Source organism: Bacillus sp. FSL R9-9410 (assembly GCF_038050385.1).
GTDB lineage: Bacteria > Bacillota > Bacilli > Bacillales > Bacillaceae_G > Bacillus_A > Bacillus_A cereus_U.
This window is the reverse complement of record NZ_JBBOTV010000001.1, coordinates 4,383,345-4,397,500: the sequence shown is the minus strand read 5'-3', so window position 1 is coordinate 4,397,500 and position 14,156 is coordinate 4,383,345. Positions and strand designations below refer to the sequence as shown.

Genomic DNA, 14,156 nt, shown 5'->3' with positions numbered 1-14,156 from the left:
TACTCCCTAGTGATCGATAGTGAACCAGTACCGTGAGGGAAAGGTGAAAAGCACCCCGGAAGGGGAGTGAAAGAGATCCTGAAACCGTGTGCCTACAAATAGTCAGAGCCCGTTAATGGGTGATGGCGTGCCTTTTGTAGAATGAACCGGCGAGTTACGATCCCGTGCGAGGTTAAGCTGAAGAGGCGGAGCCGCAGCGAAAGCGAGTCTGAATAGGGCGTTTAGTACGTGGTCGTAGACCCGAAACCAGGTGATCTACCCATGTCCAGGGTGAAGTTCAGGTAACACTGAATGGAGGCCCGAACCCACGCACGTTGAAAAGTGCGGGGATGAGGTGTGGGTAGCGGAGAAATTCCAATCGAACCTGGAGATAGCTGGTTCTCCCCGAAATAGCTTTAGGGCTAGCCTTAAGTGTAAGAGTCTTGGAGGTAGAGCACTGATTGAACTAGGGGTCCTCATCGGATTACCGAATTCAGTCAAACTCCGAATGCCAATGACTTATCCTTAGGAGTCAGACTGCGAGTGATAAGATCCGTAGTCAAGAGGGAAACAGCCCAGATCGCCAGCTAAGGTCCCAAAGTGTGTATTAAGTGGAAAAGGATGTGGAGTTGCTTAGACAACTAGGATGTTGGCTCAGAAGCAGCCACCATTTAAAGAGTGCGTAATAGCTCACTAGTCGAGTGACTCTGCGCCGAAAATGTACCGGGGCTAAATACACCACCGAAGCTGCGAATTGATACCAATGGTATCAGTGGTAGGGGAGCGTTCTAAGTGCAGTGAAGTCAGACCGGAAGGACTGGTGGAGCGCTTAGAAGTGAGAATGCCGGTATGAGTAGCGAAAGACGGGTGAGAATCCCGTCCACCGAATGCCTAAGGTTTCCTGAGGAAGGCTCGTCCGCTCAGGGTTAGTCAGGACCTAAGCCGAGGCCGACAGGCGTAGGCGATGGACAACAGGTTGATATTCCTGTACCACCTCTTTATCGTTTGAGCAATGGAGGGACGCAGAAGGATAGAAGAAGCGTGCGATTGGTTGTGCACGTCCAAGCAGTTAGGCTGATAAGTAGGCAAATCCGCTTATCGTGAAGGCTGAGCTGTGATGGGGAAGCTCCTTATGGAGCGAAGTCTTTGATTCCCCGCTGCCAAGAAAAGCTTCTAGCGAGATAAAAGGTGCCTGTACCGCAAACCGACACAGGTAGGCGAGGAGAGAATCCTAAGGTGTGCGAGAGAACTCTGGTTAAGGAACTCGGCAAAATGACCCCGTAACTTCGGGAGAAGGGGTGCTTTCTTAACGGAAAGCCGCAGTGAATAGGCCCAAGCGACTGTTTAGCAAAAACACAGGTCTCTGCGAAGCCGTAAGGCGAAGTATAGGGGCTGACACCTGCCCGGTGCTGGAAGGTTAAGGAGAGGGGTTAGCGTAAGCGAAGCTCTGAACTGAAGCCCCAGTAAACGGCGGCCGTAACTATAACGGTCCTAAGGTAGCGAAATTCCTTGTCGGGTAAGTTCCGACCCGCACGAAAGGTGTAACGATTTGGGCACTGTCTCAACCAGAGACTCGGTGAAATTATAGTACCTGTGAAGATGCAGGTTACCCGCGACAGGACGGAAAGACCCCGTGGAGCTTTACTGTAGCCTGATATTGAATTTTGGTACAGTTTGTACAGGATAGGCGGGAGCCATTGAAACCGGAGCGCTAGCTTCGGTGGAGGCGCTGGTGGGATACCGCCCTGACTGTATTGAAATTCTAACCTACGGGTCTTATCGACCCGGGAGACAGTGTCAGGTGGGCAGTTTGACTGGGGCGGTCGCCTCCTAAAGTGTAACGGAGGCGCCCAAAGGTTCCCTCAGAATGGTTGGAAATCATTCGTAGAGTGCAAAGGCATAAGGGAGCTTGACTGCGAGACCTACAAGTCGAGCAGGGACGAAAGTCGGGCTTAGTGATCCGGTGGTTCCGCATGGAAGGGCCATCGCTCAACGGATAAAAGCTACCCCGGGGATAACAGGCTTATCTCCCCCAAGAGTCCACATCGACGGGGAGGTTTGGCACCTCGATGTCGGCTCATCGCATCCTGGGGCTGTAGTCGGTCCCAAGGGTTGGGCTGTTCGCCCATTAAAGCGGTACGCGAGCTGGGTTCAGAACGTCGTGAGACAGTTCGGTCCCTATCCGTCGTGGGCGCAGGAAATTTGAGAGGAGCTGTCCTTAGTACGAGAGGACCGGGATGGACGCACCGCTGGTGTACCAGTTGTTCTGCCAAGGGCATAGCTGGGTAGCTATGTGCGGAAGGGATAAGTGCTGAAAGCATCTAAGCATGAAGCCCCCCTCAAGATGAGATTTCCCATAGCGTAAGCTAGTAAGATCCCTGAAAGATGATCAGGTTGATAGGTTCGAGGTGGAAGCATGGTGACATGTGGAGCTGACGAATACTAATAGATCGAGGACTTAACCATATAATATGAAGCAAATGTTATCTAGTTTTGAAGGAATATACCTTCAATAGTTTGGTGATGATGGCAGAGAGGTCACACCCGTTCCCATACCGAACACGGAAGTTAAGCTCTCTAGCGCCGATGGTAGTTGGGACCTTGTCCCTGTGAGAGTAGGACGTCGCCAAGCTATTTATATCATCGCGGGGTGGAGCAGTACGGTAGCTCGTCGGGCTCATAACCCGAAGGTCGCAGGTTCAAATCCTGTCCCCGCAACCAAATGGTCCCGTGGTGTAGTGGTTAACATGCCTGCCTGTCACGCAGGAGATCGCCGGTTCGACCCCGGTCGGGACCGCCATTTTATATAAAGAAAAGAACGAAACAAGTTGTTTCGTATTTTTTTATTTGTTTTAACAAAAAACTAATAAAGACAGTCAAACTATCCTTAGGAAAACTCCTAAGGACTTTTTTATATATTTAAAACCTGTATAATAAAGAGCAGAGAACATTGTGAGTAAAGTAGGTGAAGTCTGTGAGTAAATATGAAATAACAACAAAATCTTCCGAAGAAACCCAGCGATTATCAGAAAAATTAGGGGGACTTGTAAAGAAACAAGATGTAATTATTTTAGAAGGTGATCTTGGAGCTGGCAAGACGACTTTTACAAAAGGACTAGCAAAAGGTCTTGGAGTGAAAAGAGTCGTAAATAGTCCTACCTTCAATATTATTAAAGAATATAAAGGAAGATTACCGCTATATCATATGGATGTGTATCGTTTAGCGGAAAGTGAAGAAGATTTAGGATTTGATGAGTATTTCTATGGTGAAGGGATTACAGTAGTAGAATGGGCTCATTTAATAGAAGCATATTTACCGAATGAGAAGTTGCAAATTAGTTTATTCCATGCTGGAGATGATACAAGAAAAATTGTACTCGAGCCAATTGGAGATCGCTATATTAGATTATGTGAGGAGCTATTACAAGATGAAAGTACTAGCAATTGATACTTCAAATTACGTAATGGGTGTATCCCTTATTGAGGAAGGGAACGTGATTGGGGAAATCATTACAAATTTAACAAAAAACCATTCTGTACGTCTTATGCCAGCTGTAGAGAAACTGTTAAAAGAATGCGGTGTAAAACCGAAAGAATTGACTAAAATTGTTGTAGCAGCTGGACCAGGATCATATACAGGTGTTCGTATAGGTGTGACAGCTGCAAAAACATTAGCTTGGTCACTTCAAATACCAATTGTAGGTGTATCAAGTTTAGAAGTGGTGGCTGCAAATGGTACTAATTTTAATGGACTAATTTGTCCTTTATTTGATGGCCGACGTGGTCAGATTTACACGGGGTTATATACATATGAAGGAGAGCGTATAACTTCAATAGAAGAAGACCGAATTATTCTTATTGTTGACTGGTTGCAAATGTTAAAAGATAAAGAACAGCCTGTTTTATTTATTGGTAACGATGTTAAATTGCATAAAGAAACAATTGTAGAATATTTAGGTGATCAAGCTGTATTTGCTCCGTTCACTATGAATAACCCAAGACCAAGTGAATTAGCATTTTTAGGATTACAAAAAGAAGAACAAGACGTGCATACGTTTGTTCCTAGCTATCTTCGTTTAGCTGAAGCTGAAACAAAATGGTTAGAAAGTCAAAAACAATAGGGGCCTACAGAAGATGGATATGATATTTAGAAAGATGGCACCTGATGATATTGCTCAAATTGTAGCTATTGAAGAAGCGTCTTTTTCAACCCCTTGGACTGCAGATGCCTTTCACCGTGAATTAGAGGTGAATGAACATGCACATTATGTCGTGCTAGAAAAAGATGGTCTCGTAATTGGATATTGTGGATTGTGGATAATTATTGATGAATCACATGTAACAAATATAGCTATCCTGCCAGAATACAGAGGTCAAAAGCTAGGGGATGCCTTATTGAAAGAAGTCATTTCCGAAGCGAAAGGGTTAGGAGTAAAAACAATGACACTTGAAGTACGCGTGTCAAATGAAGTAGCAAAGCAGTTATACAGAAAATACGGATTTCAAAATGGTGGGATTCGTAAACGATACTATGCAGACAATCAGGAAGATGGTCTTGTAATGTGGGTGAATATATAATGGGAAAAAATACAATTATACTTGGTATTGAAACAAGCTGTGATGAAACAGCTGTAGCAGTTGTTAAAAATGGAACGGAAATCATTGCGAATGTCGTTGCATCGCAAATTGAAAGTCATAAGCGTTTTGGCGGAGTTGTACCAGAGATTGCATCCCGTCATCATGTAGAAGAAATCACAGTTGTGTTAGAAGAAGCTTTAAAAGAAGCGAATATCACTTTTGAGGATATTGATGCAATTGCTGTAACAGAAGGCCCAGGTTTAGTCGGAGCACTTTTAATAGGTGTAAATGCAGCGAAAGCTGTGGCTTTTGCTCATGATATCCCTCTAGTTGGTGTTCATCATATTGCTGGTCATATTTATGCGAATCGTTTAGTAAAAGAAGTACAATTCCCGTTACTATCGCTTGTTGTATCCGGTGGACATACGGAGCTTGTTTATATGAAAGAACATGGTTCATTTGAAGTGATTGGTGAAACGCGAGATGATGCGGCAGGAGAAGCTTACGATAAAGTAGCTCGTACATTATCAATGCCTTATCCAGGTGGTCCTCATATTGATCGCCTTGCGCATGAAGGAAAACCAACAATTGATTTGCCTCGTGCGTGGCTAGAACCTGATTCGTATGATTTCAGCTTTAGTGGATTGAAATCAGCAGTTATCAACACTGTGCATAACGCAAAACAGCGCGGTATAGAAATTGCACCAGAAGATTTAGCAGCAAGTTTCCAAGAAAGTGTAATAGATGTACTTGTAACGAAAGCGTCTCGTGCAGCAGATGCTTATAATGTAAAACAAGTGCTTCTTGCTGGTGGAGTAGCTGCTAATAAAGGGCTTCGTGCACGTTTAGCAGCAGAATTTGCACAAAAAGAAAATATAGAGCTAATTATTCCTCCTCTATCTTTATGCACAGATAATGCAGCGATGATTGCGGCTGCAGGTACAATTGCGTACGAACAAGGAAAACGCGCTACATTAGCTTTAAATGCAAATCCAGGATTAGATATTGAAGCATAGTTATACACAAAATTAACCACAGCTTGTGGATAAAACCCATATTATCTGTTGATAATATGGGTTTTTTTGTGTACATAAAATGTGTATAACTTTTTGTGTGACTGTGGATAATGTGGAAAAGTTATTTGGAAGTTTATATTATAAAGGTGGATATGTGCATAACCTTGTGGATAACATAGAGGAAGTCTGACCTTTGAAGAAATTCTTTTTTGGGAAATAAAAAACAAGGAGATGTCCAAAAAACATTTTGAAACATCCTCCACTTATTATATAAGGTGCTACTATTGTCAATCCTTTTCGAATCGTTTATATAATTTCATTTACTATGGTATTGATTCCAAAAGAGAAAATAAAAAGGAGGTCATCTCGTCAAAAAGCCCGACTTATGAGACATCCTCCTCTTTTAAATTCTCTTATATATGCAGTTCTTCCCATTCTGCCATACAAGCTTCAAGCTGTTCTTGCAGTGTTTGTTTTTTAGTTGTAATTTCACTAGCCTTTTCATAATCTGCATATATTTCTGGTAAGCAAAGCTGATCTTCTAACGTAGCAATTTCTTCTTCTAAGCCTATGATATTTTGTTCCAGTTCTTCAATTTTTCGAGTACGTTGACGCTCTAACTGTTTACGTTCTTTTTCTTCGAGATAATTTAATTTTTCTTGTGCCACCACTTTTTGAACAGGTACTTCATCTTCTTGCTCTAGTTCCGCGCGTTCAATCATTTCATTTTTCTTTTCAACGTAATAATCGTAATCACCTAAATATTCTTGTGCACCTTCTGTTGATAACTCAACAACGGTTGTCGTTACGCGATTAATAAAGTAGCGGTCATGAGAGACGAATAGAAGAGTACCTGGGTAATCAATTAAAGCATTCTCCAAAATCTCTTTACTATTTAAATCAAGATGGTTTGTTGGCTCATCGAGAATTAATAAATTGGATTTTTGCATCATAAGTTTTGCAAGAGCTAGTCGAGCCTTTTGTCCACCACTCAGAGAAGATACTGGTTTGAGTACATCATCCCCTGTGAATAAAAAGTTGCCTAGTATAGTGCGAATTTCTTTTTCAGGTTGCAGGGGATATTCATCCCATAGTTCATTTAAAACTCGCTTCGAAGATGTTAAGTTGGCTTGTTCTTGATCATAATAACCAACAGATACATTTGACCCGAAAGCAACGTTTCCATGTAATAGCTGCAACTTATTCACAATGGATTTCAATAATGTAGATTTTCCAATTCCGTTTGGCCCAACTAAGGCAACACTGTCACCGCGAGTTAAGCGCATATTTACATGTTCAATAATCGGTTCCTGATAATAGCCAATAGTTGCATCTTTAACTTGTAAAACATCATTTCCACTTTGTTTTTCAATATCGAAGTGGAAGGAAGCTGATTTAGAATCGCCTAATGGTCTAGCTAATACTTCCATTCTATCTAATTGTTTACGGCGACTTTGAGCACGTTTTGTCGTAGATGCACGAGCTATATTTTTTTGCACAAAGTCTTCCAGTTTAGAAATTTCATCTTGTTGTTTTTCATAACGCTTCATCTCTTGCTCGTATAGAGCTGATTTTGAGTCTAAATATTTACTGTAGTTACCAACAAATCGTCGGCTTTCCTTATTAGAAATTTCGTATACCTGTGTAACGAGTTTATCTAAGAAATAACGGTCATGGGAAACGATTAAAATCGCGCCAGGATAGCCTTGTAAATATTGTTCAAGCCATGTTAGTGTCTCAATGTCCAAATGGTTTGTAGGTTCGTCTAAAATAAGTAAGTCTGGTCTAGTTAATAATAATTTCCCAAGAGCTAATCGAGTCTTTTGTCCACCACTTAATGTGGAAATTGTCGTCTGATGCGTTTCAACTGGGAAGCCAAGACCGCTTAAAATCGAGCGTATATCCGCTTCGTACTGATAGCCGCCTTGATCTTTATAATCTAATTGTAATTGGTCATAATCAGCTAATAATTTCTCATATATAGCCGCAATTGAAAAGTTTTCTTCTTTTCCCATCTCTTGCTCTAGCCTTCGAAGTTTTGTCTCCATCTGCTGCAAGTGTGTAAAGACGGTTAACATTTCATCCCAAATTGTTAAAGACGTTTCTAATCCGGTATTTTGAGCTAAATACCCCATTGAGACATCTTTCGGTTTTATAATTTCACCACCATCATGAGATAACTCACCAGCTATTATTTTTAATAATGTAGATTTTCCGGCTCCATTTCGTCCGACTAATGCGATACGATCTTTTGTTTGTACTTCCAATTTTATGTTTGCAAGAATCGTTTCTGCACCGTATACTTTCGAAAGCCCATTCACTTGTAATAATATCAATGTTTTCACCTCAAATAATTTCTTAACTTTGCCATGTTTATATTTCTCAATCATACTAAAAATAGTGTATAGTTTAAAATAAAGAGAGAATACTTCTTCTCTTTATTATACAAGGAAATTCATGAGTACTAAACTTCTGTATTTGATTCAAGTATAAGAATAAAGATAGGAAGAGAGGAGAGGTTATATGGATCAGCAAAAAATTCCACAGGCCACTGCCAAACGATTGCCTCTATACTATCGATTTATCCAAAACTTATCTCTTTCTGGTAAGCAACGTGTTTCATCAGCCGAATTGAGTGAAGCGGTAAAGGTTGATTCCGCAACTATTCGAAGAGATTTTTCATATTTTGGAGCGTTAGGGAAAAAAGGATATGGATATAACGTAAATTATTTATTATCATTTTTCCGTGAAACACTCGACCAAGATGATATAACACGCGTGGCACTTATTGGAGTAGGTAATTTAGGGACCGCTTTCTTACATTATAATTTCACGAAAAACAATAATACAAAAATTGAAATGGCGTTTGATGTTAGTGAAGAGAAAGTTGGAACAGAAATCGGAGGAATTCCTGTATATCATTTGGATGAATTAGAAGAACGTTTATCAACTGATATACAAGTGGCAATATTAACGGTACCCGCTACAGTAGCGCAATCTGTGGCAGATAGATTGGCAGAAACGAACGTGCATGGTATTTTAAATTTCACACCAGCACGCTTAAATGTGTCAGAGAATATAAGAATTCATCACATTGATTTAGCTGTAGAGTTACAAACGCTTGTTTACTTTTTGAAGAATTATCCACAATAAAACGCAGAGGGGATGACCTCTGCGTTTTATTATTGTTTTTTCTTTGTGAATTTAACTAAGATAAGGCGAAGTGCCAAATTAAAATCAATTGTTGCCATAACTGCAAATAGTATTGTCCACATATTCCAGATTGTATCTGTTACGTTCGTAATGGCGAAGCGTGTAAAGATACATCCAAGAAGAAAGTACAATGCAGCCATGAACAATGGTGAGTTTCTCATACTAAAAATCCTCCGATAAAGCCTTGCATTTTTTCAGCTTCTTTAATCATTTCTTGAATTTGCTCATTACTTACTACAACTTGAGCAACTGCAACTAATGTATTCATTGCAACATGAGCTGCAATAGGAACTATAATTCGTTTCGTTTTTACGTATAAAAAGGCGAATACGAGCCCCATAGAAGTGTATACCAATAAGTGAGTAAAATCAAAATGAATCGCCGCGAATACAAGTGAACTAATGATAGCGGCAATAAAGAAGTTAAACTTCTTATAAAGTGTACCGAATAAAATTTTTCTAAATACGATTTCTTCCAAAATAGGTCCTATTATAGATATGACAATCAGGAACCAAGGTGTCGTTCTTGCGATGTCCATAAGTCTTGCTGTATTTTCAGATCCCGGTGTAATCCCTAATAAACGCATTTCGATCATACCGGCAATGCTTTGTGAGAACAGCGCTAAGAAGAAACCAATAAAAATCCACCCAATTGTAGCTGGAACAGTAGAGCGCATTTTATCTAAATGCCTGTCACGAATGTCTGTTCTGAGTAACCAAAGTACAACGCATAATGCAATGAAAAAGCTAATGATAGCCCAATGACCAGTTATGAGCTGAATTTTTTCCTCTCTAGTAAATCCCCTATTATCGTATAGTCCAGTTTTCAGGAGAAGCGGTAACCCGGCAATGCCTGATAACTGCATTAAAATGTATGTAACGATAATCCACCAATATTGTTTTTTCAAATGGTTTAACCATCCTTTCTAACGCTAGTGTATGAGATAAGGTAGGATAACATGTAAATATGCTACCTACGATATAAACTTTCATTTGAATTATGTTTTTTTTGTAAATTAGCATTTGAAAATAAAATAGGAGACAGGAAAAAGTTGTACGTTTAGCGAAAACAACTTAGGGTGTCTTTCACATTGTAACATACAAGAAGTGGGAACAACGATTCATATAGTAAAGGCGGTAGAAGAAGTAATGATATGTAGGAAAGTGCATAAAGTAATTTGCGAAAAAATTATGATTTTTTTACTTGCAAAAGAAATTGAGATTATTTATTATTAGAAGTGTGTTAGCACTCGTGTGACTTGAGTGCTAATAAATAAAATTTACATAACAAAATGAGGAGGTTATTGTTCATGCTAAAGCCATTAGGTGATCGCGTTGTAATTGAACTTGTTCAAGCAGAAGAAAAAACAGCAAGTGGTATTGTATTACCAGAAACTGCAAAAGAAAAACCACAAGAGGGTAAAGTTATTGCAGTAGGTACAGGCCGAGTGCTTGAAAATGGTGAGCGTGTTGCTTTAGAGGTAGCAGCAGGTGATCTTATCATCTTCTCAAAATATGCAGGTACTGAAGTGAAATACGAAGGTACAGACTACTTGATTTTACGTGAAAGTGACATTTTAGCAATTATCGGTTAATTATATACATTTTAAAAATCCAAGGGGGTCAATTATTATGGCAAAAGATATTAAATTTAGTGAAGAAGCACGTCGTTCGATGCTTCGCGGTGTCGACACTCTTGCAAACGCAGTAAAAGTAACGCTTGGACCAAAAGGTCGTAACGTTGTACTTGAGAAAAAATTCGGTTCACCACTTATTACAAATGACGGTGTAACAATCGCAAAAGAAATCGAATTAGAAGATGCATTCGAAAACATGGGTGCGAAATTAGTGGCAGAAGTTGCTAGCAAAACAAACGATGTAGCTGGTGACGGAACGACAACTGCAACTGTATTAGCGCAAGCTATGATTCGTGAAGGTCTTAAAAACGTAACAGCTGGCGCAAACCCAATGGGTCTTCGTAAAGGTATCGAAAAAGCTGTTACTGCTGCAATTGAAGAATTAAAAGCGATTTCTAAACCAATCGAAGGTAAATCTTCTATCGCACAAGTAGCTGCTATTTCTTCGGCTGACGAAGAAGTAGGTCAATTAATTGCTGAAGCAATGGAGCGCGTTGGTAACGACGGCGTTATTACTTTAGAAGAATCTAAAGGATTTACAACAGAATTAGACGTAGTAGAAGGTATGCAATTTGATCGTGGATATGCATCTCCTTACATGATTACTGATTCTGATAAAATGGAAGCAGTTCTTGATAACCCATACATTTTAATTACTGACAAAAAGATTTCTAACATCCAAGAAATCTTACCAGTATTAGAGCAAGTGGTACAACAAGGTAAACCACTTCTTATCATTGCTGAAGATGTAGAAGGCGAAGCGTTAGCTACATTAGTAGTGAACAAACTTCGTGGTACATTCAATGTAGTAGCTGTTAAAGCTCCTGGATTTGGTGACCGTCGTAAAGCAATGCTAGAAGATATCGCAATCTTAACTGGTGGCGAAGTAATCACTGAAGAATTAGGACGTGACTTAAAATCTGCTACAGTTGCATCTTTAGGACGCGCTGGTAAAATTGTTGTAACGAAAGAAAACACAACTGTAGTTGAAGGTATTGGAAATTCACAACAAATCGAAGCTCGCATCGGTCAAATCCGTGCGCAATTAGAAGAAACAACTTCTGAATTCGATCGTGAAAAATTACAAGAGCGTCTTGCGAAACTTGCGGGCGGCGTAGCGGTAATTAAAGTAGGTGCAGCAACTGAAACTGAGTTAAAAGAGCGCAAACTTCGCATTGAAGATGCACTTAACTCAACTCGTGCAGCAGTAGAAGAAGGTATCGTTGCAGGTGGCGGTACTTCACTTATGAACGTATACACGAAAGTAGCTTCTATCGTAGCTGAAGGCGACGAAGCAACAGGTATCAACATCGTACTTCGTGCATTAGAAGAGCCAGTTCGTCAAATCGCAATCAACGCTGGTCTAGAAGGATCTGTAGTTGTAGAGCGTCTAAAAGGCGAAAAAGTAGGCGTTGGTTTCAACGCAGCTACTGGCGAATGGGTTAACATGCTTGAGTCTGGTATCGTAGATCCAGCTAAAGTAACTCGTTCTGCACTTCAAAACGCAGCATCTGTTGCAGCTATGTTCTTAACGACTGAAGCTGTAGTTGCTGACAAGCCAGAACCTAATGGTCCTGCAATGCCTGACATGGGCGGCATGGGCATGGGTGGTATGGGCGGAATGATGTAATTCCGTTCTCCCGAAAAACATCCACTTCTATATAGAAGTGGATGTTTTTTTGTGTTTTTGAGCGCAGGAAATTAATTTCTGTAGAATTTTGTCGCTTTCTCTCTTGACCATACTGATACTTCATTGTTAGAATCTAGGGAGATAATATAAAACGATCCTTCATATATCCTCAATGATATGGTTTGAGAGTCTCTACCGGGTTACCGTAAACAACCTGACTATGAAGGCAGTGTGTCTTATATTTATAAAGAGCGGAAGACTATCTTTCTTTATAAAGCCAGACCCCTGCCTTTTCTTTGTCATGAGACTAGAGGCGGAGGACTGGCTTTTTTTATTATATTGGTAATGCTTTTTGCTAAATTGGTGAAAATATTTATATACGAGAACTAACGTTGGGGTGATTATTTTGAAGAAGCAGCATGATACAATTATCGTTTTAGATTTTGGGAGTCAGTACAATCAGTTAATAGCACGTCGAATTCGTGAGTTCGGTGTATACAGTGAACTTCATCCGCATACAATTACTGCAGAAGAAATTAAAGCAATGAATCCAAAAGGGATTATTTTCTCTGGTGGACCAAATAGTGTATACGGTGAAGGTGCATTACATTGTGATGAAAAAATCTTTGAGCTAGGATTACCGATTTTCGGTATCTGTTACGGTATGCAGCTTATGACGCAACACTTCGGTGGTAAAGTAGAACGTGCCAATCACCGTGAGTACGGAAAAGCTGTTCTTAAAGTAGAGAACGAATCAAAATTATATGCGAACCTTCCAGAAGAGCAAGTTGTATGGATGAGCCATGGTGACTTAGTAACTGGTTTACCTGAAGGATTCGTAGTAGATGCAACAAGTGAGTCTTGTCCAATTGCTGGTATGAGCAATGAAGCGGAAAACTTATATGGTGTACAATTCCACCCAGAAGTACGTCACTCTGAGCACGGTAACGATTTAATTAAAAACTTCGTATTCGGCGTATGTGGTTGTTCTGAAGGATGGAACATGGAGAACTTTATCGAAGTAGAATTAGAGAAGATCCGTGAAACTGTTGGAGACAAAAAAGTACTATGCGCACTTAGTGGCGGTGTAGACTCTTCTGTTGTAGCGGTATTAATTCATAAAGCGATTGGTGACCAATTAACATGTATTTTTGTGGACCACGGTTTACTTCGTAAAGATGAAGCAGAAGGTGTTATGAAAACATTTAGCGAAGGCTTCCATATGAACGTTATTAAAGTGGATGCACAAGAGCGCTTCATGAACAAGTTAAAAGGTGTAGAAGATCCAGAGCAAAAACGTAAAATCATCGGTAATGAATTCATTTACGTATTTGATGATGAAGCTTCTAGATTAAAAGGAATGGACTTCTTAGCGCAAGGTACACTTTACACGGACATCGTTGAAAGTGGTACAGCAACGGCACAAACAATTAAATCTCACCATAACGTTGGTGGACTTCCAGAAGACATGCAGTTCAAATTAATTGAGCCTTTAAACACTTTATTTAAAGATGAAGTACGTGTATTAGGATCAGAACTAGGAATTCCTGATGAAATCGTATGGCGTCAACCGTTCCCAGGTCCAGGACTTGGTATTCGTGTATTAGGTGAAATTACAGAAGAGAAATTAGAAATCGTTCGTGAATCTGATGCGATTTTACGTGAAGAAATTATAAAAGCAGGATTAGAACGTGAAGTTTGGCAATACTTCACTGCGCTTCCTGGTATGCGTAGTGTAGGTGTTATGGGTGACGAGCGTACTTACGATTACACAGTAGGTATTCGTGCAGTAACATCTATCGATGGTATGACAGCTGATTGGGCACGTATCCCTTGGGACGTATTAGAGAAAATCTCTGTACGTATCGTAAACGAAGTAAAACACGTTAACCGTATCGTGTATGATATAACGAGCAAGCCACCAGCAACTATTGAGTGGGAATAGTATTATAATGAAAGATCCATCTATCATTTTATGTATAGATGGATCTTTTTGTTTTATTTTTAAGTGATTACACGAACGAAAATACAAAAGTTTTTAAAAACGTTCGTTTTTAAATTGACACATACCCTATTGTGGGTTAATATGAGTATGTAATTGATA

Annotated in this window: 11 protein-coding genes, 2 tRNA genes, 2 rRNA genes and 1 riboswitch (1 of these 16 only partly in view); of the genes, 12 read left to right on the top strand and 3 right to left on the bottom strand. The window is 40.0% G+C overall.

Annotation, left to right across the window (positions count from 1 at the left end):
• The 8 genes from MKX77_RS22675 to tsaD all read left to right on the top strand — a co-directional run.
• Nucleotides 1-2,445: ribosomal RNA gene (locus MKX77_RS22675) — 23S ribosomal RNA — on the top strand (it extends 477 nt beyond the left edge of the window).
• 50 nt (nucleotides 2,446-2,495) lie between these two features.
• A 5S ribosomal RNA gene (gene rrf / locus MKX77_RS22670) occupies nucleotides 2,496-2,611 on the top strand.
• A gap of 12 nt (nucleotides 2,612-2,623) precedes the next feature.
• A tRNA-Met gene (locus tag MKX77_RS22665) sits at nucleotides 2,624-2,700 on the top strand.
• Between the two features lie 3 nt (nucleotides 2,701-2,703).
• Nucleotides 2,704-2,779: transfer RNA gene (locus tag MKX77_RS22660), tRNA-Asp, on the top strand.
• A 174-nt stretch (nucleotides 2,780-2,953) separates the two neighbouring features.
• Complete coding sequence (gene tsaE, locus MKX77_RS22655) at nucleotides 2,954-3,427, top strand: tRNA (adenosine(37)-N6)-threonylcarbamoyltransferase complex ATPase subunit type 1 TsaE (protein WP_131233028.1); 474 nt, start codon at nucleotides 2,954-2,956, stop codon at nucleotides 3,425-3,427.
• Nucleotides 3,408-4,100, top strand: coding sequence for a tRNA (adenosine(37)-N6)-threonylcarbamoyltransferase complex dimerization subunit type 1 TsaB (tsaB, locus tag MKX77_RS22650; RefSeq protein ID WP_215555031.1), 693 nt, complete (start codon nucleotides 3,408-3,410; stop codon nucleotides 4,098-4,100). Before tsaE ends, tsaB begins: the two co-directional genes overlap by 20 nt.
• A 13-nt stretch (nucleotides 4,101-4,113) precedes the next feature.
• Nucleotides 4,114-4,557 carry a ribosomal protein S18-alanine N-acetyltransferase gene (gene rimI / locus MKX77_RS22645; protein WP_131233024.1) on the top strand — a complete coding sequence of 148 codons (444 nt, stop codon included), beginning with the start codon at nucleotides 4,114-4,116 and terminating at the stop codon, nucleotides 4,555-4,557.
• Nucleotides 4,557-5,573 carry a tRNA (adenosine(37)-N6)-threonylcarbamoyltransferase complex transferase subunit TsaD gene (tsaD, locus tag MKX77_RS22640; protein ID WP_002091609.1) on the top strand — a complete coding sequence of 339 codons (1,017 nt, stop codon included), beginning with the start codon at nucleotides 4,557-4,559 and terminating at the stop codon, nucleotides 5,571-5,573. The genes rimI and tsaD overlap by 1 nt, the downstream gene beginning before the upstream one ends.
• A 413-nt stretch (nucleotides 5,574-5,986) precedes the next feature.
• Here the strand turns inward: tsaD and MKX77_RS22635 are convergent, their stop codons facing one another.
• Nucleotides 5,987-7,909 carry an ABC-F family ATP-binding cassette domain-containing protein gene (locus tag MKX77_RS22635; protein ID WP_215555032.1) on the bottom strand — a complete coding sequence of 641 codons (1,923 nt, stop codon included), beginning with the start codon at nucleotides 7,907-7,909 and terminating at the stop codon, nucleotides 5,987-5,989.
• Between the two features lie 187 nt (nucleotides 7,910-8,096).
• Between MKX77_RS22635 and MKX77_RS22630 the strand changes: the two genes are divergently transcribed.
• Nucleotides 8,097-8,726, top strand: a complete 630-nt coding sequence (locus MKX77_RS22630; RefSeq protein ID WP_000372704.1) for a redox-sensing transcriptional repressor Rex — start codon at nucleotides 8,097-8,099, stop codon at nucleotides 8,724-8,726.
• 29 nt (nucleotides 8,727-8,755) lie between these two features.
• On the opposite strand, the gene MKX77_RS22625 is transcribed toward MKX77_RS22630, so the two are convergent.
• Both MKX77_RS22625 and MKX77_RS22620 read right to left on the bottom strand, forming a co-directional pair.
• A complete protein-coding gene (locus MKX77_RS22625; RefSeq protein WP_001246201.1) occupies nucleotides 8,756-8,947 on the bottom strand; it encodes a YdiK family protein in 192 nt (63 codons plus the stop codon).
• Complete coding sequence (locus tag MKX77_RS22620) at nucleotides 8,944-9,693, bottom strand: CPBP family intramembrane glutamic endopeptidase (RefSeq protein WP_002113444.1); 750 nt, start codon at nucleotides 9,691-9,693, stop codon at nucleotides 8,944-8,946. Before MKX77_RS22620 ends, MKX77_RS22625 begins: the two co-directional genes overlap by 4 nt.
• Before the next feature lie 402 nt (nucleotides 9,694-10,095).
• Here MKX77_RS22620 and groES point away from each other — a divergent pair, with 402 nt between their 5' ends.
• The 3 genes from groES (at nucleotide 10,096) to guaA (ending at nucleotide 13,997) form a co-directional block, all read left to right on the top strand.
• Nucleotides 10,096-10,380 carry a co-chaperone GroES gene (groES, locus tag MKX77_RS22615; protein WP_002009985.1) on the top strand — a complete coding sequence of 95 codons (285 nt, stop codon included), beginning with the start codon at nucleotides 10,096-10,098 and terminating at the stop codon, nucleotides 10,378-10,380.
• Nucleotides 10,381-10,417: 37 nt separating this feature from the next.
• On the top strand, nucleotides 10,418-12,052 hold the full coding sequence (gene groL / locus MKX77_RS22610) for a chaperonin GroEL (RefSeq protein ID WP_341307857.1): 1,635 nt from the start codon (nucleotides 10,418-10,420) through the stop codon (nucleotides 12,050-12,052).
• 139 nt (nucleotides 12,053-12,191) lie between these two features.
• A riboswitch (purine riboswitch) is annotated at nucleotides 12,192-12,293 on the top strand.
• A gap of 165 nt (nucleotides 12,294-12,458) precedes the next feature.
• Entirely contained in the window at nucleotides 12,459-13,997 is a 1,539-nt protein-coding gene (gene guaA / locus MKX77_RS22605) for a glutamine-hydrolyzing GMP synthase (protein WP_375371389.1), read from the top strand.
• Nucleotides 13,998-14,156 lie beyond the last annotated feature (159 nt).

What these genes read in the sequence shown, in the direction of transcription:
- tsaB (WP_215555031.1), top strand. Translation starts at nt 3,408, where the DNA reads ATGAAAGTACTAGCAATTGATACTTCAAATTACGTAATGGGTGTATCC.
- rimI (WP_131233024.1), top strand. Translation starts at nt 4,114, where the DNA reads ATGGATATGATATTTAGAAAGATGGCACCTGATGATATTGCTCAAATT.
- tsaD (WP_002091609.1), top strand. Translation starts at nt 4,557, where the DNA reads ATGGGAAAAAATACAATTATACTTGGTATTGAAACAAGCTGTGATGAA.
- MKX77_RS22630 (WP_000372704.1), top strand. Translation starts at nt 8,097, where the DNA reads ATGGATCAGCAAAAAATTCCACAGGCCACTGCCAAACGATTGCCTCTA.
- MKX77_RS22625 (WP_001246201.1), bottom strand. Translation starts at nt 8,947, where the DNA reads ATGAGAAACTCACCATTGTTCATGGCTGCATTGTACTTTCTTCTTGGA.
- groES (WP_002009985.1), top strand. Translation starts at nt 10,096, where the DNA reads ATGCTAAAGCCATTAGGTGATCGCGTTGTAATTGAACTTGTTCAAGCA.
- groL (WP_341307857.1), top strand. Translation starts at nt 10,418, where the DNA reads ATGGCAAAAGATATTAAATTTAGTGAAGAAGCACGTCGTTCGATGCTT.